This window comes from Enterobacter sp. DSM 30060, from assembly GCF_013375955.1.
Taxonomy (GTDB): Bacteria; Pseudomonadota; Gammaproteobacteria; order Enterobacterales; family Enterobacteriaceae; genus Enterobacter; species Enterobacter intestinihominis.
The window spans coordinates 3373599-3393038 of the sequence record NZ_CP056118.1; the positions used below are offsets into that span (position 1 = coordinate 3373599).

Genomic DNA, 19440 nt, shown 5'->3' on the forward strand with positions numbered 1-19440 from the left:
TTCTACGCGGTTCCGGTGGCGCTTTGACTGACAGGAAAACGCATGTCTCTACCGCAACTCTCACTTGCAGCCGCACGAAACCTGCATCTTGCCGCCCAGGGGCTTCTGAAAAAGTCCCGCCGCCGCGCACAGCCAGCGGATATCCTCTCTACCGTGCAACGCATGTCGTTGCTGCAAATCGACACCATTAACATCGTGGCGCGTAGCCCGTATCTGGTCCTGTTTAGCCGCCTGGGAAACTATCCTCCGCAGTGGCTGGATAATGCGCTAAGTCAGGGCGAACTGATGGAATACTGGGCGCATGAAGCCTGTTTTCTCCCGCGCAGCGATTTTGCACTGGTGCGTCACCGCATGCTCGCCCCGGACAAAATGGGCTGGAAATACCGCCAGGAATGGATGGCGGAACACGCGGATGAAATAGAACAACTGATTGCCCATATTCAGGAAAACGGTCCGGTACGCTCCGCGGATTTTGAACACCCGCGAAAAGGCGCAAGCGGATGGTGGGAGTGGAAACCGCACAAACGCCATCTTGAAGGGCTGTTTACGTCGGGCAAAGTGATGGTGGTCGAGCGCCGCAACTTTCAGCGCGTCTATGACCTCACGCACCGCGTTATGCCTCACTGGGACGATACGCGTGACCTGCTGTCTCAGGACGCAGCCGAAGCCATCATGCTCGGGAACAGCGCCCGCAGCCTGGGCATATTCCGCCCACAGTGGCTGGCGGATTATTATCGCCTGCGTCAGCCGCAGCTAAAACCGCTGCTGGAAACGTGGCAGCGTGAACAGCGCGTGATGCCGGTCTCGGTTGAGTCGTTAGGTGAAATGTGGCTGCATGCGGATTTGTTCCCTCTGCTGGCGCAGGCGCAAGAGGGCAAACTCCAGGCGACCCACAGTGCCGTACTCTCGCCGTTCGACCCCGTTGTCTGGGACAGAAAGCGGGCCGAACAGCTGTTTGATTTCAGCTACCGTCTGGAATGCTACACCCCGGCGCAAAAACGTCAGTACGGTTATTTTGTTTTGCCGTTGCTTCATAAAGGGCAGCTTGTCGGGCGCATGGACGCTAAAATGCACCGTAAAACCGGCACGCTTGAAATTATCGCGCTCTGGCTGGAAGAGGGCATAAAAGTCACGGCTGGCCTGGAAAAAGGGCTAACGTCTGCGCTCAGTGAATTTGCGCGCTGGCAGGGGGCGTATGAAATTGTACTCGGTCGCGTGCCTGCGGGGCTGTTTTCGACCTGTCGAGGTGGCTGGGAAACAGGCACTCCCTGAAAAAAGAATGTGGTAAGCTTTAGCAATTACCCATACGGAGGAACTATGGATCACCGTTTACTTGAAATTATTGCCTGCCCGGTGTGCAACGGCAAACTGTATTACAGCCAGGATAAACAAGAGCTGATTTGCAAACTGGACAGCCTGGCGTTCCCGCTGCGTGACGGTATTCCGGTCCTGCTGGAAAATGAAGCCCGTTCTCTGGTGGCAGAAGAGATCAAACCATGAGTTTTGTTGTCATTATCCCTGCGCGTTATGCTTCAACGCGCCTGCCAGGTAAACCGCTGGTGGATATCAACGGTAAACCGATGATTGTGCATGTCCTTGAACGGGCACGCGAATCGGGCGCCGGACGCGTCATCGTCGCCACCGATCACCCGGATGTCGCGCGAGCGGTTGAGGCCGCGGGTGGGGAAGTGTGCATGACCCGTGCCGACCACCAGTCAGGCACCGAGCGCCTGGCGGAAGTCGTCGAAAAATGCGGTTTCAGTGACGAGACGGTGATTGTGAACGTGCAGGGCGATGAGCCGATGATCCCGGCGGCTATTATCCGTCAGGTGGCCGACAACCTGGCCCAGCGTAAGGTTGGCATGGCGACCCTCGCGGTGCCGATTCACCACGCTGAAGAGGCGTTCAATCCGAATGCGGTGAAAGTGGTCATGGACGCAGAGGGCTACGCGCTCTATTTCTCCCGCGCCACCATTCCGTGGGATCGCGATCGTTTCGCGCAATCGAAAGAGACGATCGGCGAAACCTTCCTGCGCCACATCGGTATTTACGGCTACCGCGCCGGCTTTATTCGTCGCTATGTCGCCTGGGCACCAAGCCCGCTTGAGCATATCGAAATGCTCGAACAACTTCGCGTACTGTGGTACGGCGAGAAAATTCACGTTGCGGTTGCCCAGGAAGTCCCTGGCACCGGCGTGGATACGCCTGAAGATCTCGAGCGCGTACGCGTCGAATTGCGTTAATTCGCTGCCATCCCCTCGTTCTGGGGGATGTTCTCTTCCTTTTCTTTTTCATTATTGATCTCGACCGGGTGACATCCGGGGTTCGCGCGCTCATTATAAAAGCAGTAGTCTTAATGTGGGTAATCTCATATGGAACAGCTGCGTGTTGAACTCAGCCATCTCCTTGGCGAAAAGCTAAGCCGGGTGGAATGCGTGAATGAAAAGGCCGATACCGCACTCTGGTCGTTGTACGACAGTCAGGGAAACCCCATGCCGCTGATGGCCAGAAGTTTTACCTCGCCGGGCGTCGCCAGACAGCTGGCCTGGAAAATGTCGATGCTGGCGCGGGAAGGGACTGTCCGTATGCCGACGGTCTACGGCGTGATGACCCATGAGGAGCATCCCGGCCCGGATGTTCTGCTTATTGAACGTTTACGCGGGGTTTCTGTTGAAGCTCCGACGCGTACACCGGAGCGCTGGGAACAGCTGAAAGATCAGATTGTCGAGGCCCTGCTAGCCTGGCATCGGCAGGACAGCCGGGGTCTTGTTGGCGCGGTAGACAGCACCCAGGAAAACCTGTGGCCGCTATGGTATCGCCAGCGTGTCGAAGTGCTCTGGGGCACGCTGAACCAGTTCAACAACACCGGTTTAACGATGCAGGACAAACGTATTCTGTTCCGCACCCGGGAATGTCTTCCGACGCTGTTTGAGGGTTTTAACGACAACTGCGTGCTGGTTCACGGCAACTTCACGCTGCGCAGTATGCTTAAAGACTCGCGCAGCGATCAGCTTCTGGCAATGGTCGGGCCGGGGATCATGCTCTGGGCGCCGCGCGAGTACGAACTGTTCAGGCTGAGCGAGGGCGGGGCGGCGGAAGATTTGCTCTGGCACTATCTTCAGCGCGCCCCCGTTGCGGAGGCCTTTCTCTGGCGACGCTGGCTCTATCTTCTCTGGGATGAGGTGGCGCAACTGGTCAACACCGGGCGCTTTAATCGGGCCAGTTTCGATCTGGCCGCAAAATCACTCCTGCCCTGGCTTGCCTGACGAACCCTTAAGCCACTGCCACAGGCGGCCAAGCGTCTCGTAACCGACGCGGTCGCTGTGCATCAGCCATACCGGGGACGGGATTATCCGTTCCCACGGGTTGAGCGGGGCGTCAATGGCCAGCTGGTTTGCCGGAGCAGGAAGCGGATGCAGGCCCTGATTCTCAAAGAAAATCATTGCGCGCGGCAGGTGAGAAGCAGAGGTCACCAGCAGGAACGGCACATCACCGATGGCTTGTTTCACCGCAGCAGCTTCTTCTTCGGTATCTTTTGGGCTATCCAGCGTGATGATGGCGGAACGTGGTACGCCAAGCGATTCAGCCACTCTTGCCCCTGCTTCAGCGGTACTTACCGGGTTGGTTTTTGCCGCAGCGCCCGTGAAGATCATCTTCGATCCCGGATTGGCCAGCCACAGGCGGATCCCCTCGTTCAGACGCGGCAGACTGTTGTTGATCAGGTTCGAGCTGGGCGCCCAGTTCGGATCCCAGGTATACCCGCCGCCCAGCACCACGATATAGCCCACCTTCTGTTTTCCCTGCCACGTCGGGTAGGTGTTTTCAATCGGGCGTAACAAACCGTCAGCGACCGGTTGCAGGCTGAGTAACAGCAGCGCCAGCCAGCCCACGGTGACGAGGGATTTACCGCTTTTCTGAAAGCGGCTAAACCATATCAATGCCAGCCCCAGCGCGATGAGAAGCAACAGCAGGGGAAGGGGAAGCATCATGCCTCCGATATATTTTTTTAGGGTAAAAAGCATCCTTTTTGGTTCCTTTTTTAACCATACAGCAGGCGATTGCCCGTGATATTACACCAGAGTGGTTCATTCTCCGCGCGGGTGTGACAAAATAGCGGTTTTGCAGTGAGTGGAACCCTCCCAATGCGGGATCGCAATTTTGATGACATCGCGGAAAAGTTTTCGCGCAACATTTATGGCACTACCAAAGGTCAGCTTCGTCAGACGATCCTCTGGCAGGATCTGGATAAGCTGCTGGCTGAATTTGGTGACCGACCGTTGCGCGTACTGGATGCCGGAGGTGGGGAAGGGCAGACTGCAATTCTGATGGCGCAGCGGGGACATCACGTCACGCTTTGCGATCTTTCTGCCGAGATGGTTGCGCGCGCCGGGCGAGCGGCAGAAGAGAAAGGTGTGAGCGACAACATGCATTTTATACATTGCGCCGCTCAGGACATTCCGCAGCATTTGGAAACGCAGGTTGATCTGATATTGTTTCATGCTGTGCTCGAATGGGTCGCCGAACCACAAGCGATGTTAAAAACGCTGTGGTCGATGTTGCGCCCGGGCGGTGCGTTATCGCTGATGTTTTACAATGCCAACGGCCTGCTGATGCGAAACGTGTTGGTCGGCAATTTTGGCTATGTACAGCAGGGCATGTATAAAAAGAAACGACGCACGCTTTCACCGGATTTCCCCCGTGAACCGCAGCAGGTCTATGGCTGGCTGGAGGAGATCGGTTGGGAAATTACCGGCAAAACTGGCGTGAGGGTGTTTCATGATTATCTGCGTGATAAACAAAAACAGGATGACTGTTTAGACGCCTTAACAGAAATAGAGACGCGGTACTGCCGCCAGGAGCCTTATCTGAGCCTTGGCCGCTATATCCACGTCACCGCGCGCAAGCCGCAGATGCAAGGATAATCTATGAGTGAATTTTCCCAGACAGTCCCCGAACTGGTTGCCTGGGCCAGGAAAAACGATTTCTCCATCTCGCTGCCGGTAGACAGACTCTCATTCCTGCTGGCGGTTGCGACGCTAAACGGCGAACGCCTGGATGGCGAAATGAGTGAAGGCGAACTGGTGGATGCGTTCCGCCACGTCAGTGATGCGTTTGAGCAAACCAGCGAAACCATTAGCGTGCGTGCCAACAACGCAATCAATGATATGGTGCGTCAACGTCTGCTGAACCGCTTTACCAGCGAGCAGGCGGAAGGAAACGCCATCTATCGTCTTACGCCACTGGGCATTGGCATTACCGACTATTACATCCGCCAGCGCGAATTTTCCACGCTGCGTCTCTCCATGCAGCTCTCCATTGTTGCAGGCGAGCTGAAGCGTGCCGCCGACGCGGCTGATGAAAACGGTGACGAATTCCACTGGCATCGCAACGTTTACGCGCCGCTAAAATACTCGGTCGCCGAGATTTTCGACAGTATCGATCTGACTCAACGTCTGATGGACGAACAGCAGCAGCAGGTCAAAGACGATATCGCTCAACTGCTGAATAAAGACTGGCGTGCGGCCATCTCCAGCTGTGAACTTTTGCTGTCAGAAACGTCCGGTACGCTACGTGAGTTGCAGGATACGCTGGAGGCGGCTGGGGATAAGCTACAGGCCAACCTGCTGCGCATCCAGGACGCGACGATGGCGCACGACGATCTGCATTTTATCGATCGTCTGGTGTTTGATTTGCAGAGCAAGCTTGACCGCATTATCAGCTGGGGCCAGCAGTCGATCGACCTGTGGATCGGTTACGACCGCCACGTGCATAAATTTATCCGTACCGCCATCGATATGGATAAGAACCGCGTCTTTGCTCAGCGTCTGCGCCAGTCGGTACAGACCTACTTTGATGCGCCGTGGGCGCTGACCTACGCCAACGCCGATCGTCTTCTGGATATGCGCGACGAAGAGATGGCGCTGCGTGATGAAGAGGTCACCGGTGAACTGCCGCCGGATCTGGAATACGAAGAATTTAACGAAATTCGCGAGCAGCTTGCGGCGATGATCGAAGAACAGCTCGCTGTCTATAAAGCCAGACAAGCACCGCTGGATCTTGGCCTCGTGGTACGCGACTATCTGGCGCAGTATCCGCGCGCGCGCCACTTCGATGTAGCCCGCATTGTTGTAGACCAGGCGGTGCGCCTGGGCATCGCACAAGCCGATTTCACCGGACTGCCGCCGAAGTGGCAGCCGATTAACGATTACGGAGCCAAGGTACAGGCGCATGTCATTGACAAATATTGAACAAGTGATGCCAGTTAAGCTGGCACAGGCGCTGGCGAATCCGTTGTTTCCGGCGCTGGACAGCCAGCTGCGTGCCGGTCGTCACATTGGCCTTGACGAGCTGGATAATCACGCCTTTTTGATGGACTTTCAGGAGTATCTGGAAGAGTTTTACGCTCGCTATAACGTTGAGCTGATCCGCGCGCCGGAAGGGTTTTTCTACCTGCGTCCGCGCTCTACTACGCTTATTCCGCGCTCGGTGCTTTCCGAACTGGATATGATGGTCGGCAAAATTCTCTGCTACCTCTACCTCAGCCCGGAACGTCTGGCGAATGAAGGGATCTTCACCCAGCAGGAGCTTTACGATGAGCTGCTGTCGCTGGCGGATGAAAGCAAGCTGCTCAAGCTGGTAAATAACCGCTCGACGGGGTCCGATCTGGACCGTCAGAAATTACAGGAAAAAGTTCGCTCTTCCCTGAACCGTCTGCGCCGTCTGGGAATGGTCTGGTTCATGGGTCACGACAGCAGCAAGTTCCGCATTACCGAATCGGTCTTCCGCTTTGGTGCCGACGTGCGTGCGGGTGACGATGCGCGTGAAGCACAGCTGCGCATGATCCGTGACGGTGAAGCGATGCCGGTGGAAAACCATTTGCAGCTCAATGACGAGCACGAAGAGAATCAGCCGGATAGCGGGGAGGAAGAGTAATGATTGAACGCGGTAAATTTCGCTCACTAACGCTGATTAACTGGAACGGCTTCTTTGCCCGAACCTTCGATCTGGATGAGCTGGTGACAACGCTCTCCGGCGGTAACGGGGCAGGTAAATCCACCACCATGGCGGCCTTCGTGACGGCGCTGATCCCTGACCTGACCCTGCTGCACTTCCGTAACACCACTGAAGCGGGTGCAACGAGCGGCTCCCGAGATAAAGGGCTGCACGGTAAGCTGAAAGCGGGCGTCTGTTATTCGGTGCTGGACGTGATCAACTCCCGTCATCAGCGCGTGGTTGTAGGCGTGCGCCTGCAGCAGGTTGCCGGCCGCGACCGTAAAGTAGATATCAAACCGTTTGCGATCCAGGGGCTGCCAACCTCCGTGCAGCCGACCGCGCTGCTGACGGAAACCCTGAATGAACGTCAGGCGCGCGTTCTGACGCTCCAGGAGCTGAAAGACAAGCTGGAAGCCATCGAAGGCGTGCAGTTTAAGCAGTTTAACTCCATTACCGACTACCACTCTCTGATGTTCGATCTCGGCGTGGTGGCCCGTCGTCTGCGCAGCGCGTCAGATCGTAGTAAATACTACCGTCTGATTGAAGCCTCCCTGTACGGCGGTATCTCAAGCGCCATTACCCGCTCCCTGCGCGACTACCTGCTGCCGGAAAACAGCGGCGTGCGTAAGGCCTTCCAGGATATGGAAGCCGCGCTGCGTGAAAACCGCATGACGCTGGAAGCGATTCGCGTTACGCAATCTGACCGCGATCTGTTTAAGCACCTGATCAGCGAAGCCACCAACTACGTGGCGGCAGACTATATGCGTCACGCCAACGAGCGCCGTATTCATCTCGATCAGGCGCTGGAATACCGCCGCGAGCTGTTTACCTCCCGCAAACAGCTGGTCGCCGAGCAGTATAAGCATGTCGAAATGGCGCGCGAACTGGGCGAGCACAACGGTGCCGAAGGGGATCTGGAAGCCGATTACCAGGCGGCCAGCGATCATCTGAACCTGGTGCAAACCGCGCTGCGTCAGCAGGAAAAAATCGAGCGTTATGAAGCCGATCTCGATGAGCTGCAAATTCGTCTTGAAGAGCAAAATGAAGTGGTGGCAGAAGCCGCCGATTTGCAGGAAGAGAACGAAGCCCGCGCGGAAGCCGCCGAGCTGGAAGTGGATGAGCTGAAAAGCCAGCTCGCAGACTACCAGCAGGCGCTGGACGTGCAGCAGACCCGCGCGATCCAATACAACCAGGCGCTGCAGGCGTTGCAGCGTGCCAAAGAGCTGTGCCACCTGCCGGACCTGACCCCTGAAAGCGCTGACGAGTGGCTGGATACCTTCCAGGCCAAAGAGCAGGAAGCCACTGAGAAACTGCTTTCTCTCGATCAGAAAATGAGCGTGGCGCAAACGGCACACAGCCAGTTTGAGCAGGCGTACCAGCTGGTGGTGGCGATCAACGGTCCGCTGGCGCGTAACGAAGCGTGGGACGTTGCCCGTGAGTTGCTGCGCGACGGCGTCAATCAGCGCCATCTGGCCGAGCAGGTGCAGCCGCTGCGCATGCGCCTGAACGAGCTGGAACAGCGTCTGCGTGAACAGCAGGAAGCTGAGCGTCTGCTGGCGGAATTCTGCAAACGTCAGGGTAAAAATTACGATTTCGACGAGCTTGAGGCTCTGCATCAGGAGCTGGAAGCGCGTATTGCGGCCCTGTCCGATACCGTATCGAACGCCAGCGAACAGCGCATGACGCTGCGTCAGGAGCTGGAACAGCTTCAGTCCCGTTCGAAGACGCTCTTACAGCGTGCGCCGATCTGGCTGGCCGCACAAAGCAGCCTGAACCAGCTCAGCGAGCAGTGTGGTCAGGAGTTTGCCTCCAGCCAGGACGTCACCGAATACATGCAACAGCTGCTGGAGCGCGAACGCGAAGCGATTGTTGAGCGTGACGAAGTGGGCGCGCGCAAGCGTGACGTCGATGAAGAAATCGAGCGTTTAAGCCAGCCAGGCGGCTCAGAAGATCCGCGCCTGAATGCGTTAGCCGAGCGTTTCGGCGGCGTGCTGCTGTCTGAAATTTACGACGACGTCGGCCTGGACGATGCGCCGTACTTCTCCGCGCTGTACGGTCCGTCCCGTAACGCGATTGTAGTGCCGGATCTGTCGCTGATTTCTGACCAGCTTGCAGGGCTGGAAGACTGCCCGGAAGATCTCTACCTCATCGAAGGGGATCCGCAGTCGTTTGATGACAGCGTATTCAGCGTCGACGAGCTGGAAAAAGCGGTGGTGGTGAAAATCGCCGATCGCCAGTGGCGCTATTCGCGCTTTCCGGAACTGCCGCTGTTTGGCCGCGCCGCGCGTGAAAACCGTATTGAAAGCCTGCACGCCGAGCGTGAAACGCTTTCAGAGCGTTTTGCGACCCTGTCGTTTGACGTGCAGAAAACCCAGCGTCTGCATCAGGCGTTCAGCCGCTTTATCGGCAGCCATCTGGGCGTTGCCTTTCAGCCCGATCCGGAAGCCGAAATTCGTAAGCTCAACACCCGCCGCGGTGAGCTGGAGCGTGCGCTTGCCAGCCATGAAAATGACAACCAGCAAAGCCGCGTGCAGTTTGAGCAGGCGAAAGAAGGCGTTGCGGCCCTTAACCGCATCCTGCCGCGCCTGAACCTGCTGGCGGACGATACGCTCGCCGACCGCGTGGATGAGATTCAGGAACGTCTGGACGAAGCGCAGGAAGCGGCGCGCTTTGTGCAGCAACACGGCAATCAACTGGCAAAACTGGAGCCGATGGTTTCCGTTCTCCAGAGCGACCCGGAACAGTTTGAGCAGTTAAAAGAAGATTACGCCTGGTCACAGCAGGTGCAGCGCGAAGCGCGTCAGCAGGCGTTTGCCCTCACGGAAGTGGTGCAACGTCGCGCACACTTCGGCTACTCCGATTCAGCAGAAATGCTGAGCGGGAACAGCGATCTGAATGAAAAGCTGCGCCAGCGTCTTGAGCAGGCCGAAGCGGAACGAACGCGCGCCCGTGAAGCGATGCGTACTCACGCTGCACAGCTGAGCCAGTACAGCCAGGTCATGGCATCGCTGAAAAGCTCCTTCGACACCAAGAAAGAGCTGTTAAATGACCTGCATAAAGAGTTGCAGGACATTGGCGTGCGCGCCGACAGCGGCGCAGAAGAGCGGGCGCGTATTCGCCGTGATGAGCTGCATGCTCAGCTCAGCAACAACCGTGCGCGTCGTAATCAGCTCGAAAAAGCGCTGACCTTCTGTGAAGCGGAGATGGACAACCTGACGCGTCGTCTGCGCAAGCTGGAGCGCGACTATTTTGAGATGCGTGAACAGGTTGTGACCGCGAAGGCGGGCTGGTGCGCGGTGATGCGCATGGTGAAGGACAACAACGTGGAGCGTCGTCTGCACCGTCGCGAGCTGGCGTATCTGTCAGCTGATGAACTGCGCTCTATGTCGGATAAGGCGCTGGGTGCGCTGCGTCTGGCCGTGGCGGACAATGAACACCTGCGCGACGTGCTGCGCATGTCCGAAGATCCGAAGCGTCCTGAGCGCAAAATTCAGTTCTTCGTGGCGGTTTATCAGCACTTACGCGAACGTATTCGTCAGGACATCATCCGTACCGACGATCCGGTTGAAGCGATCGAACAGATGGAGATCGAGCTGGGCCGTCTGACGGAGGAGCTGACTTCCCGCGAGCAGAAGCTGGCAATCAGCTCCCGCAGCGTGGCGAATATTATTCGTAAAACCATTCAGCGCGAGCAGAACCGTATCCGTCAGCTGAACCAGGGCCTGCAAAGCGTGTCGTTTGGCCAGGTAAACAGCGTGCGGCTGAACGTGAACGTGCGTGAGGCGCACTCCACGCTGCTGGACGTGTTGTCTGAACAGCATGAGCAGCATCAGGATCTGTTCAACAGTAACCGCCTGACCTTCTCCGAAGCGCTGGCGAAGCTGTATCAGCGTCTGAATCCGCAGATTGACATGGGCCAGCGTACGCCGCAAACCATCGGCGAGGAGTTGCTGGACTATCGCAACTATCTGGAAATGGAAGTTGAGGTTAACCGTGGCTCAGACGGCTGGCTGCGCGCGGAATCCGGTGCGCTCTCTACCGGTGAAGCCATCGGTACCGGTATGTCGATTCTGGTGATGGTGGTGCAGAGCTGGGAAGATGAAGCGCGTCGTCTGCGCGGCAAGGACATCTCTCCATGCCGTCTGCTGTTCCTCGATGAAGCCGCGCGTCTCGACGCCCGCTCCATCGCCACGCTGTTTGAGCTTTGCGAGCGACTCGATATGCAGCTCATCATCGCGGCGCCGGAAAACATCAGTCCGGAAAAAGGGACAACCTATAAGCTGGTGCGTAAAGTGTTCCAGAACAGTGAACATGTACACGTCGTAGGTCTGCGTGGCTTTGCGCCGCAGCCTCCGGAGTCTTTACCGGGCACGGCTGACGCCTCTTAACCCGGGGTATGATAAAAGGCGGCGCTCAGGCGTCGCTTTTTTTATTCACTTAACTTGTGTTCAGGGCTGCGTTATCTTTAAACTTCTTTACATAAGGCAAGGCAGCAGCGTGTATGCCTTTCTATACTGAAGGAAAGCTCCAGAATACTGGGCATGTCGTGAAAAACAGGGGGCAAGGGATGTTGCTTAAGAAAGATCGTGGTCGTCAGCTGTCTGCGCTGAGTTTGTGCCTGACAGTGATGTTTGCTCCACTGTTTACCGCTCAGGCCGATGAGCCTGAAATTGTACCGACTGACAGCTCCGCGACGATGGGCGCGCAGCCGACGTCGCTGTCACAACCGCTGGATCAGTCTCCGGCGACGGCCATCATGGCCGGCATTAAACCGCTGCCGGAAGGCATCGATACTGAATCATTACGCCAGCAGCTTATGACCGGGCTGCCCTCGGGCTATACTCCCGCTTATATTAACCAGCTCATGCTGCTTTACGCTGCGCGCGATATGAAACCGATGTGGGAAAATCGCGAGGCGGTACGTGCCTTCCAGCAGCAGCTGGCTGAAGTGGCGATTGCAGGTTTTCAGCCACAGTTCACGACCTGGGTTGAACTCCTGACCGACCCTGCCGTTACCGGACAGGCGCGTGACGTGGTGCTGTCTGATGCCATGATGGGCTACTTGCAGTTTGTGGCGGGGATTTCGGTGAACGGCAACCGCTGGTTATACAGCAGTAAACCGTACAAGCTGGCGACGCCCGCGCTGTCCGTCATTAATCAGTGGCAGCTGTCGCTGGACAACGGTGAACTGCCGCGCTTTATCGCAAGCCTTGCGCCCGCCCACCCGCAGTATGCCACGATGCATCAGTCGCTTCTTGAGCTGGTCGCGGATTCCCGCCCGTGGCCTCAGTTGCGTGGAACAGCAACGCTGCGTCCGGGACAATGGAGCAGCGATGTGCCTGCGATTCGCGAAATTATGAAACGGTCCGGCATGCTTGACAGCGGCCCTAAAATTGCGCTGCCCGGCGACGAGACGCAAAACGCAGTCGTCAGCCCGTCGGCGCCGGTAAAAGAGAAAACCGCCGTTGCGCTGAGCAATAAGCCCGCCGCTTACGATCGCGAGCTGGTCGCGGCAGTGAAGCAGTTCCAGGCCGCGCAGGGGCTGGGCGCCGACGGCGTGATTGGTCCATCGACTCGCGACTGGCTGAACGTCTCTCCGGCCCAGCGGGCAGGGGTGCTGGCGTTGAATATCCAGCGCTTGCGCTTGCTGCCGGGCACGTTATCCACCGGCATTATGGTCAACATTCCGGCGTACTCCCTGGTCTACTATCAGGACGGTAGCGAAGTGCTGGCGTCCCGCGTGATTGTGGGTCGACCTGACCGCAAAACGCCGATGATGAGCAGCGCGCTGAATAACGTGGTGGTTAACCCGCCGTGGAACGTGCCGCCGACGCTGGCGCGCAAAGATATCCTGCCTAAGGTCTGGAATGACCCGGGATATCTGGAGCGACATAACTATACGGTGATGCGTGGCTGGAACAGCAAAGAAGCGATTGACCCCTGGATGGTCGACTGGTCAACGATTACGCCTTCGAACCTGCCGTTCCGTTTCCAGCAGGCACCGGGTGCGCATAACTCGCTCGGACGTTACAAATTCAATATGCCAAGTTCGGACGCAATCTATCTGCATGATACCCCGAACCATAATCTGTTCCAGAAAGACGCACGCGCGCTCAGTTCTGGCTGCGTTCGCGTGAATAAGGCCTCCGAACTGGCGAATATGCTGTTGCAGGATGCAGGCTGGAACGATACGCGGATATCAGATGCCCTGAAGCAGGGGGATACGCGTTACGTCAATATCCGCCACAATATTCCGGTCAATCTTTACTATCTGACGGCGTTTGTGGGCGCGGACGGACGTACCCAGTATCGTACAGATATTTACAATTATGATCTGACAGCGCGATCCGGCGCACAAATCTTGCCAAAAGCGGAACAATTAATCAGGTAAATGAAGTAGTTCGGTAAAAATGATTGTCGTAAGTTATGGTGAACATGAGGCGATCTGGCTGCAAGCCGCGTATTCACTGGGATTGGGCGCCTTGACGTAGCAGGCTTTGCCAGTTATGGTGCCCTTCGTGCGCTAAGCATATTGACAATTTCTTTTACCTGTAGACCTGATTATCATGGACAAATTTGACGCTAATCGCCGCAAATTGCTGGCGTTAGGTGGCGTTGCGCTGGGCGCAGCAGCCATCCTTCCGACGCCAGCATTTGCCACCCTCTCGACACCTCGTCCGCGTATTTTAACGCTCAACAATCTGCATACTGGTGAGACGCTTAAAGCGGAATTTTTCGATGGCAGAGGCTATATTCAGGATGAATTAGCACGACTCAACCATTTTTTCCGTGATTTCCGCGCGAACAAAATCAAAGCCATCGACCCTGGATTATTCGATCAGCTTTACCGCTTGCAGGGACTGCTGGGGACCAAAAGGCCGGTGCAACTCATTTCTGGCTATCGCTCTCTGGATACCAACAATGAACTGCGCGCCCACAGCCGTGGGGTAGCGAAAAAAAGCTATCACACCAAAGGGCAGGCGATGGATTTCCATATTGAAGGCGTTTCGTTAGCCAATATTCGCAAAGCGGCGTTATCTATGCGCGCAGGTGGTGTAGGATACTACCCACGTAGCAACTTTGTGCATATTGATACCGGGCCGGTTCGGCACTGGTAATAACGAAACACAGGAGCAGTATGAACTATCGTATTATTCCGGTTACCGCGTTCTCACAGAACTGTTCATTGATCTGGTGTGAACAAACTAAACTGGCCGCGCTTGTTGATCCCGGTGGCGACGCTGAGACAATCAAGCAGGAAGTCGCTGCCAGCGGTGTAACGCTGATGCAGATTTTACTGACTCATGGCCATCTTGACCATGTGGGTGCAGCGGCTGAACTGGCTGAACACTACGGTGTGCCGATTATCGGCCCGGAAAAAGAAGATGAGTTCTGGCTTCAGGGGCTGCCTGCCCAAAGCCGCATGTTTGGTCTGGATGACTGTCAGCCACTGACACCGGACCGCTGGCTGAACGAAGGCGATCGCGTTAACGTAGGGAATGTAACTTTACAGGTGTTGCATTGCCCCGGGCATACGCCCGGCCATATTGTCTTCTTTGATGACGTGTCACGCCTGCTGATTTCCGGTGACGTGATTTTCAAAGGGGGCGTAGGACGCAGCGATTTCCCACGCGGCGATCACGGTCAGCTGATTCAGTCGATTAAGCAGAAGTTATTACCGTTAGGTGATGATGTGACGTTTATCCCTGGACACGGACCAATGTCAACGCTGGGCGATGAGCGGTTGCATAACCCGTTCCTTCAGGATGAAATGCCTGTCTGGTAAACCCTTTCAATAAAAAAGCCTGCGCGATGCAGGCTTTTTTTTATGGGTGCAGGTTACAGCACCGCGACAATGGCTTCGCACAGCGGCGCCATGTTGTCAGGCGTCATACCTGCAACGTTCACGCGGCCAGAGGCAACGGCATAGACGCCAAACTCTTCACGCAGGCGCAGCACCTGCTCTTTGGTCAGACCGCTGAAGGAGAACATGCCGTTCTGCTTGATGATGAAGCTGAAGTCACGGTCGGCGCCTTTCTCAGCCAGCGTGTTCACAAACAGCAGACGCATGCGTTGAATGCGCTGACGCATATCGTTCAGCTCTTGTTCCCAGATTGCGCGCAGCGCATCGTTGCTCAGGATCGTCGCAACTACAGACGCACCGTGTGCCGGTGGGTTGGAGTAGTTAGCGCGGATCACAGACTTCATCTGGCTGAATGCGCGATCGACAGTTTGATCGTCAGCGGCCACCAGCGTACAGGCGCCGACACGCTCGTTATACAGACCAAAGTTCTTGGAATAGGAGCTTGCGACAATCAGCTCCTGATGGACGGCGGCGAATGCGCGCAGACCTTCAGCATCTTCTTCCAGACCACGGGCAAAGCCCTGGTAAGCGAAGTCGAACAGCGGCAGCCAGCCTTTTTCAACGGACAGCTTAGCCAGCTGTTCCCACTGTTCAAGCGTAGGATCGATACCAGTTGGGTTATGGCAGCAGCCATGGAACAGCACCACATCGCCCGCCTGTGCTTCGCTCAGGCTGGCCAGCAAACCATCAAAGTCCAGCGCATGGTTTGCCGCGTCATAGTAGGCGTATTCACGGACTTCCAGACCCGCAGAATTAAACACGCTCTTGTGGTTCGGCCAGCTTGGATTGCTTACCCAGACACGCTTCACAGAGGTGTTTTTCGCCAGGAAATCTGCCGCCACGCGCAGTGCGCCGGTACCGCCTGGGGTCTGCGCCGTGCGGGCGCGTTTTTCGCTCACAATGGTGCTGCCTTTGCCGAACAGCAGCTCCTGGGTGCAGCGACCAAATTCAGGGATACCATCAATACCGAGGTAGTTTTTGGTGGTTTCGTTTTCCAGCAGATACTGCTCAGCTTTTTTGACGCTGGTCAGTACCGGAGTTTTGCCGGTTTCATCTTTATATACACCAATACCCAGGTTGATTTTGCCAGGGCGGTCGTCGGCACGAAACAGATCGGCCAGGCCCAGAATTGGGTCGGCAGGAGCGGCAGTAATGTTCTCAAACATGACGAAGTTCCATTGTGATTACAGAAGTGAAATCCGCTATCAGGTTAACGGTAGATTTACAAAATGCCAACCGTTTGCGACGAAAAGCGTGCGGCTTTTCAAAAGTCGCTATTATTTTCTCTCGGGAATAAAAAAACAGGGCCGAAGCCCTGTTCATTAAGCATATAGCAACGAGGTGTGCTGATTAGAACTGGTAAACCAGACCCAGAGCCACGATGTCGTCGTTGTTGATGCCCAGCTTGTTGTCGTCTTTCAGCTGGTTGATCTGATAGTCAACATAGGTAGACATGTTTTTGTTGAAGTAGTAGGTCGCACCGATATCAACGTAGTTGATGTAGTCTTCGTCACCGATACCTTCTACGTCTTTCGCTTTAGATTTGTAGTAAGCGATGGATGGACGCAGGCCGAAATCGAACTGGTACTGAGCGACAACAGAGAAGTCCTGAGACTTGTTAGCGAAACCACGGCTGCCCAGGCGCGCTGCGTTACGCATTTCGCCATAAATGGCTGCCAGGTAGATGTTGTTCGCGTCGTATTTCAGGCCGGTTGCCCACTGTTCAGCTTTGTCGCCTTCACCCCATTCCAGAGTCTGCTGGTTGTTGGTACGGTCAGCGGCGCCATAAGCACCGACAATGCCGAAGCCTTCGTAGTCATAGCTCAGAGAGGTCGCCCAGCCGTCGCCGTTGGAACGTAACGCGTCATCACGTTCATTTTTGCCCAGGTACTGAACACCAAAGTTCAGACCGTCAACCAGGCCGAAGAAGTTGCTGTTACGGTAAGTCGCCAGACCACCCGTACGGCCTGCGAAGAAGTTATCGCTCGCGCCGGTGTCGCCGCCGAACTCAGGCAGCATATCGGTGATGCCGATTGCGTCATAGACCAGACCGTAGTTACGACCGTAGTCGAAGGAGCCTGCGTCACCAAATTTCAGACCTGCGAATGCCAGACGGGTTTTGTTGCCGTTCTGCGCATCGCCGCCTTCAGAGTTGTTACCCTGGAAATTGTATTCCCACTGACCGTAGCCAGTCAGCTGATCGTTGATCTGAGTTTCACCTTTGAAGCCCAGACGCGCGTAAGTGTTGTCGCCATCGTTGCCCGCATAATCAGAGAAGTAATGCAGGCCAACTGCTTTCCCGTAAAGATCTAATTTGTTGCCGTCTTTGTTATAGATTTCAGCAGCGTTTGCTGCACCGGCTACCAGCAGGGCAGGGACTACCACTGCCAGGATATTGCGCTTCATCATTATTTATTACCCTCATTGGTTTTTTTATGACACTCGCCACTGCCGTCAATAAATTCTGTCAATAAATATTTCCGGAACTATTGATGAGAGTTAGGTGTCTTTATGTGTCTGACAGGCATCTTTCCATTCATAGAACCGTTTCGCTACACTGAAAGTGCTACAATCTTCAAGATTAAGTTACCAAAAGAAAATATGTGTAACTAAATATGTATTTTTGGGAACTTTGTGAAGCACCTCAAACTTCAGCGCGTTCTGGTGAATTAAACCTCCACTTTATTCTTATATATATGATTTCCTTATGTTTAATTTAGCTAAAGGCCTTTCGTATAAACAGAAGTTAAACGGCTCATTTTTTCTTATAATCGACAAAAGCCATCCAGATGGCTGTGAAAGTGGTTGTTTTTTGTGCTATTGCGTAAGGATTGTATTAAGCGCAATAAGAATAGGGTTATTTTTTTGTCTAAGGATATTTCGTGGAAACAAAACGTAACAGGTAGAGGGAATTGCGGGGTTGTGGTTTATAGACGCTTACTTTTGACTGACGAAAACTGACATTGCAGGATAAAATAATGGCCAGCATTTGCTGGCCATTAATGATTTGGTCGGTTAGAAACTTGCGTTACGCGGTGTACGTGGGAACGGAATCACATCACGTACGTTCTGAACACCTGTTACGTAAGCAATCAGACGTTCGAAGCCCAGGCCAAAGCCAGAGTGCGGAACGGTGCCGTAGCGACGGAGATCGCGATACCAGCTGTAGTCCGCCGGGTTCAGGCCCATCTCCTGCATACGCGCGTCCAGCACATCCAGGCGCTCTTCACGCTGGGAGCCACCGATGATCTCACCGATGCCCGGCGCCAGAACATCCATCGCGGCAACGGTTTTACCATCTTCGTTAAGGCGCATATAGAACGCCTTAATGTCTTTCGGATAGTTTTTCACCACAACCGGTGCTTTGAAGTGCTTCTCTGCCAGATAACGTTCATGCTCGGAGGAGAGATCCACGCCCCAGTAAACCGGGTTTTCGAATTTCTCACCGCATTTTTCCAGGATAGCGACCGCGTCGGTGTAATCCACCTGCGCGAAGTCTGCGGAGACGAAGCGTTCAAGACGGGCGATGGCGTCGTTATCGACACGCTCAGCGAAGAATTTCATGTCGTCTGCGCGCTCTTCGAGAACCGCTTTGAACACGTATTTCAGCATCGCTTCTGCCAGGCCTGCCACGTCATTCAGATCGGCAAAGGCGACTTCCGGCTCCAGCATCCAGAATTCCGCCAGGTGACGGCTGGTGTTAGAGTTTTCCGCACGGAAGGTTGGGCCGAAGGTGTAGATCTTAGACAGCGCACAGGCGTAGGTTTCGCCGTTGAGCTGGCCGGAAACCGTCAGGAAGGCTTCTTTACCAAAGAAGTCTTTGTCGTAATCGACTTTTCCTTCCGGCGTACGTGGCAGGTTTTCCATATCCAGCGTTGAAACGCGGAACATTTCACCTGCGCCTTCGGTATCGGATGCCGTGATCAGCGGAGTAGACACCCAGAAGTAACCCTGCTCGTCAAAGAAGCGATGCAGCGCCTGCGCCAGCGTATGACGCACGCGCGCCACTGCACCAATCAGGTTGGTGCGCGGACGCAGGTGCGCAACTTCACGCAGATATTCGATGCTGTGACGCTTTGCAGCCATCGGATAGGTGTCTGGATCTTCAACCCAGCCGGTCACTTCCACCGAGGTCGCCTGAATTTCGTAGCTCTGACCCTGGCCCGGAGAGGCCACCACAACACCGGTGACGATCACGGAACAGCCGGTTGTCAGGTGCAGAACGTCATCATTGTAATTGGGCAGAGAATTATTAATGACGGCCTGTACAGGATCAAAGCAGGAACCGTCATAGACGGCGAGGAAGGAGATGCCAGCTTTAGAATCTCGGCGAGTACGCACCCATCCGCGCACGGTGACCTCCTGGTCAACGGCGACACGGCCCTGGAGTACGTCGGCTACAGGCACAACGCTCATAATATTCTCTCTGTTAATAGTCGGAAAAAATAAACACTTGTCCGCCCTGATAGGGGGGATATCTATGTTACCTGCCATCCGCTATCAGACAAGTAAATTTCACCGTCTTAAGAGAAGAAATAAGAAATTAATAAGAGAAGGGGAGCCATGAAGGCTCCCCCGAAGCC

Annotated in this window: 15 protein-coding genes; 11 read left to right on the top strand and 4 right to left on the bottom strand. The window is 55.3% G+C overall.

Going from position 1 to position 19440, the window contains the following annotated elements:
* The first annotated feature begins 42 nt into the window (after positions 1–42).
* The 4 genes from HWQ15_RS15965 (at position 43) to HWQ15_RS15980 (ending at position 3266) form a co-directional block, all read left to right on the top strand.
* Positions 43–1272 (top strand): winged helix-turn-helix domain-containing protein, encoded by a 1230-nt coding sequence (locus tag HWQ15_RS15965; protein WP_063149037.1) that lies wholly within the window; start codon positions 43–45, stop codon positions 1270–1272.
* Positions 1273–1317: 45 nt separating this feature from the next.
* Entirely contained in the window at positions 1318–1500 is a 183-nt protein-coding gene (ycaR, locus tag HWQ15_RS15970; RefSeq protein ID WP_003858220.1) for a protein YcaR, read from the top strand.
* Complete coding sequence (gene kdsB / locus HWQ15_RS15975; RefSeq protein ID WP_022647632.1) at positions 1497–2243, top strand: 3-deoxy-manno-octulosonate cytidylyltransferase; 747 nt, start codon at positions 1497–1499, stop codon at positions 2241–2243. The genes ycaR and kdsB overlap by 4 nt, the downstream gene beginning before the upstream one ends.
* Before the next feature lie 129 nt (positions 2244–2372).
* Complete coding sequence (locus HWQ15_RS15980; protein ID WP_063149036.1) at positions 2373–3266, top strand: YcbJ family phosphotransferase; 894 nt, start codon at positions 2373–2375, stop codon at positions 3264–3266.
* Here HWQ15_RS15980 and elyC read toward each other — a convergent pair.
* Positions 3243–4022 carry an envelope biogenesis factor ElyC gene (elyC, locus tag HWQ15_RS15985; protein ID WP_022647634.1) on the bottom strand — a complete coding sequence of 260 codons (780 nt, stop codon included), beginning with the start codon at positions 4020–4022 and terminating at the stop codon, positions 3243–3245. The two genes, HWQ15_RS15980 and elyC, sit on opposite strands and share 24 nt — an antisense overlap.
* 120 nt (positions 4023–4142) lie before the next feature.
* Between elyC and cmoM the strand changes: the two genes are divergently transcribed.
* The 7 genes from cmoM (at position 4143) to HWQ15_RS16020 (ending at position 14779) form a co-directional block, all read left to right on the top strand.
* Entirely contained in the window at positions 4143–4922 is a 780-nt protein-coding gene (cmoM, locus tag HWQ15_RS15990; protein WP_006809373.1) for a tRNA uridine 5-oxyacetic acid(34) methyltransferase CmoM, read from the top strand.
* Between the two features lie 3 nt (positions 4923–4925).
* Entirely contained in the window at positions 4926–6248 is a 1323-nt protein-coding gene (gene mukF, locus HWQ15_RS15995; protein WP_022647635.1) for a chromosome partition protein MukF, read from the top strand.
* Positions 6229–6933: a chromosome partition protein MukE gene (gene mukE / locus HWQ15_RS16000; RefSeq protein ID WP_003858208.1), complete on the top strand. Its 705-nt coding sequence runs from the start codon at positions 6229–6231 to the stop codon at positions 6931–6933. Before mukF ends, mukE begins: the two co-directional genes overlap by 20 nt.
* Entirely contained in the window at positions 6933–11381 is a 4449-nt protein-coding gene (gene mukB / locus HWQ15_RS16005; RefSeq protein WP_023299731.1) for a chromosome partition protein MukB, read from the top strand. The genes mukE and mukB overlap by 1 nt, the downstream gene beginning before the upstream one ends.
* Positions 11382–11560: 179 nt before the next feature.
* Entirely contained in the window at positions 11561–13384 is a 1824-nt protein-coding gene (gene ldtD / locus HWQ15_RS16010) for a L,D-transpeptidase (RefSeq protein WP_063216314.1), read from the top strand.
* A gap of 175 nt (positions 13385–13559) precedes the next feature.
* Positions 13560–14111: a YcbK family protein gene (locus tag HWQ15_RS16015; RefSeq protein ID WP_003858202.1), complete on the top strand. Its 552-nt coding sequence runs from the start codon at positions 13560–13562 to the stop codon at positions 14109–14111.
* A 20-nt stretch (positions 14112–14131) separates the two neighbouring features.
* A complete protein-coding gene (locus HWQ15_RS16020) occupies positions 14132–14779 on the top strand; it encodes an MBL fold metallo-hydrolase (RefSeq protein WP_023299733.1) in 648 nt (215 codons plus the stop codon).
* A 53-nt stretch (positions 14780–14832) separates the two neighbouring features.
* Here the strand turns inward: HWQ15_RS16020 and HWQ15_RS16025 are convergent, their stop codons facing one another.
* From HWQ15_RS16025 to asnS, 3 genes are all read right to left on the bottom strand, one after another.
* Entirely contained in the window at positions 14833–16023 is a 1191-nt protein-coding gene (locus tag HWQ15_RS16025; protein ID WP_023299734.1) for an amino acid aminotransferase, read from the bottom strand.
* Between the two features lie 184 nt (positions 16024–16207).
* The gene (gene ompF / locus HWQ15_RS16030; protein ID WP_063149033.1) at positions 16208–17266 is read right to left on the bottom strand and encodes a porin OmpF; all 1059 of its coding nucleotides are present in this window, start codon (positions 17264–17266) and stop codon (positions 16208–16210) included.
* A gap of 606 nt (positions 17267–17872) precedes the next feature.
* Positions 17873–19273 (bottom strand): asparagine--tRNA ligase, encoded by a 1401-nt coding sequence (asnS, locus tag HWQ15_RS16035; protein WP_003858191.1) that lies wholly within the window; start codon positions 19271–19273, stop codon positions 17873–17875.
* Positions 19274–19440 lie beyond the last annotated feature (167 nt).

Excerpts from the sequence above, each read along its gene's own strand:
- HWQ15_RS15965 (WP_063149037.1), top strand. The coding sequence starts at position 43 with ATGTCTCTACCGCAACTCTCACTTGCAGCCGCACGAAACCTGCATCTT.
- ycaR (WP_003858220.1), top strand. The coding sequence starts at position 1,318 with ATGGATCACCGTTTACTTGAAATTATTGCCTGCCCGGTGTGCAACGGC.
- kdsB (WP_022647632.1), top strand. The coding sequence starts at position 1,497 with ATGAGTTTTGTTGTCATTATCCCTGCGCGTTATGCTTCAACGCGCCTG.
- HWQ15_RS15980 (WP_063149036.1), top strand. The coding sequence starts at position 2,373 with ATGGAACAGCTGCGTGTTGAACTCAGCCATCTCCTTGGCGAAAAGCTA.
- elyC (WP_022647634.1), bottom strand. The coding sequence starts at position 4,022 with ATGCTTTTTACCCTAAAAAAATATATCGGAGGCATGATGCTTCCCCTT.
- cmoM (WP_006809373.1), top strand. The coding sequence starts at position 4,143 with ATGCGGGATCGCAATTTTGATGACATCGCGGAAAAGTTTTCGCGCAAC.
- mukF (WP_022647635.1), top strand. The coding sequence starts at position 4,926 with ATGAGTGAATTTTCCCAGACAGTCCCCGAACTGGTTGCCTGGGCCAGG.
- mukE (WP_003858208.1), top strand. The coding sequence starts at position 6,229 with ATGTCATTGACAAATATTGAACAAGTGATGCCAGTTAAGCTGGCACAG.
- mukB (WP_023299731.1), top strand. The coding sequence starts at position 6,933 with ATGATTGAACGCGGTAAATTTCGCTCACTAACGCTGATTAACTGGAAC.
- ldtD (WP_063216314.1), top strand. The coding sequence starts at position 11,561 with ATGTTGCTTAAGAAAGATCGTGGTCGTCAGCTGTCTGCGCTGAGTTTG.
- HWQ15_RS16015 (WP_003858202.1), top strand. The coding sequence starts at position 13,560 with ATGGACAAATTTGACGCTAATCGCCGCAAATTGCTGGCGTTAGGTGGC.
- HWQ15_RS16020 (WP_023299733.1), top strand. The coding sequence starts at position 14,132 with ATGAACTATCGTATTATTCCGGTTACCGCGTTCTCACAGAACTGTTCA.
- HWQ15_RS16025 (WP_023299734.1), bottom strand. The coding sequence starts at position 16,023 with ATGTTTGAGAACATTACTGCCGCTCCTGCCGACCCAATTCTGGGCCTG.
- ompF (WP_063149033.1), bottom strand. The coding sequence starts at position 17,266 with ATGATGAAGCGCAATATCCTGGCAGTGGTAGTCCCTGCCCTGCTGGTA.
- asnS (WP_003858191.1), bottom strand. The coding sequence starts at position 19,273 with ATGAGCGTTGTGCCTGTAGCCGACGTACTCCAGGGCCGTGTCGCCGTT.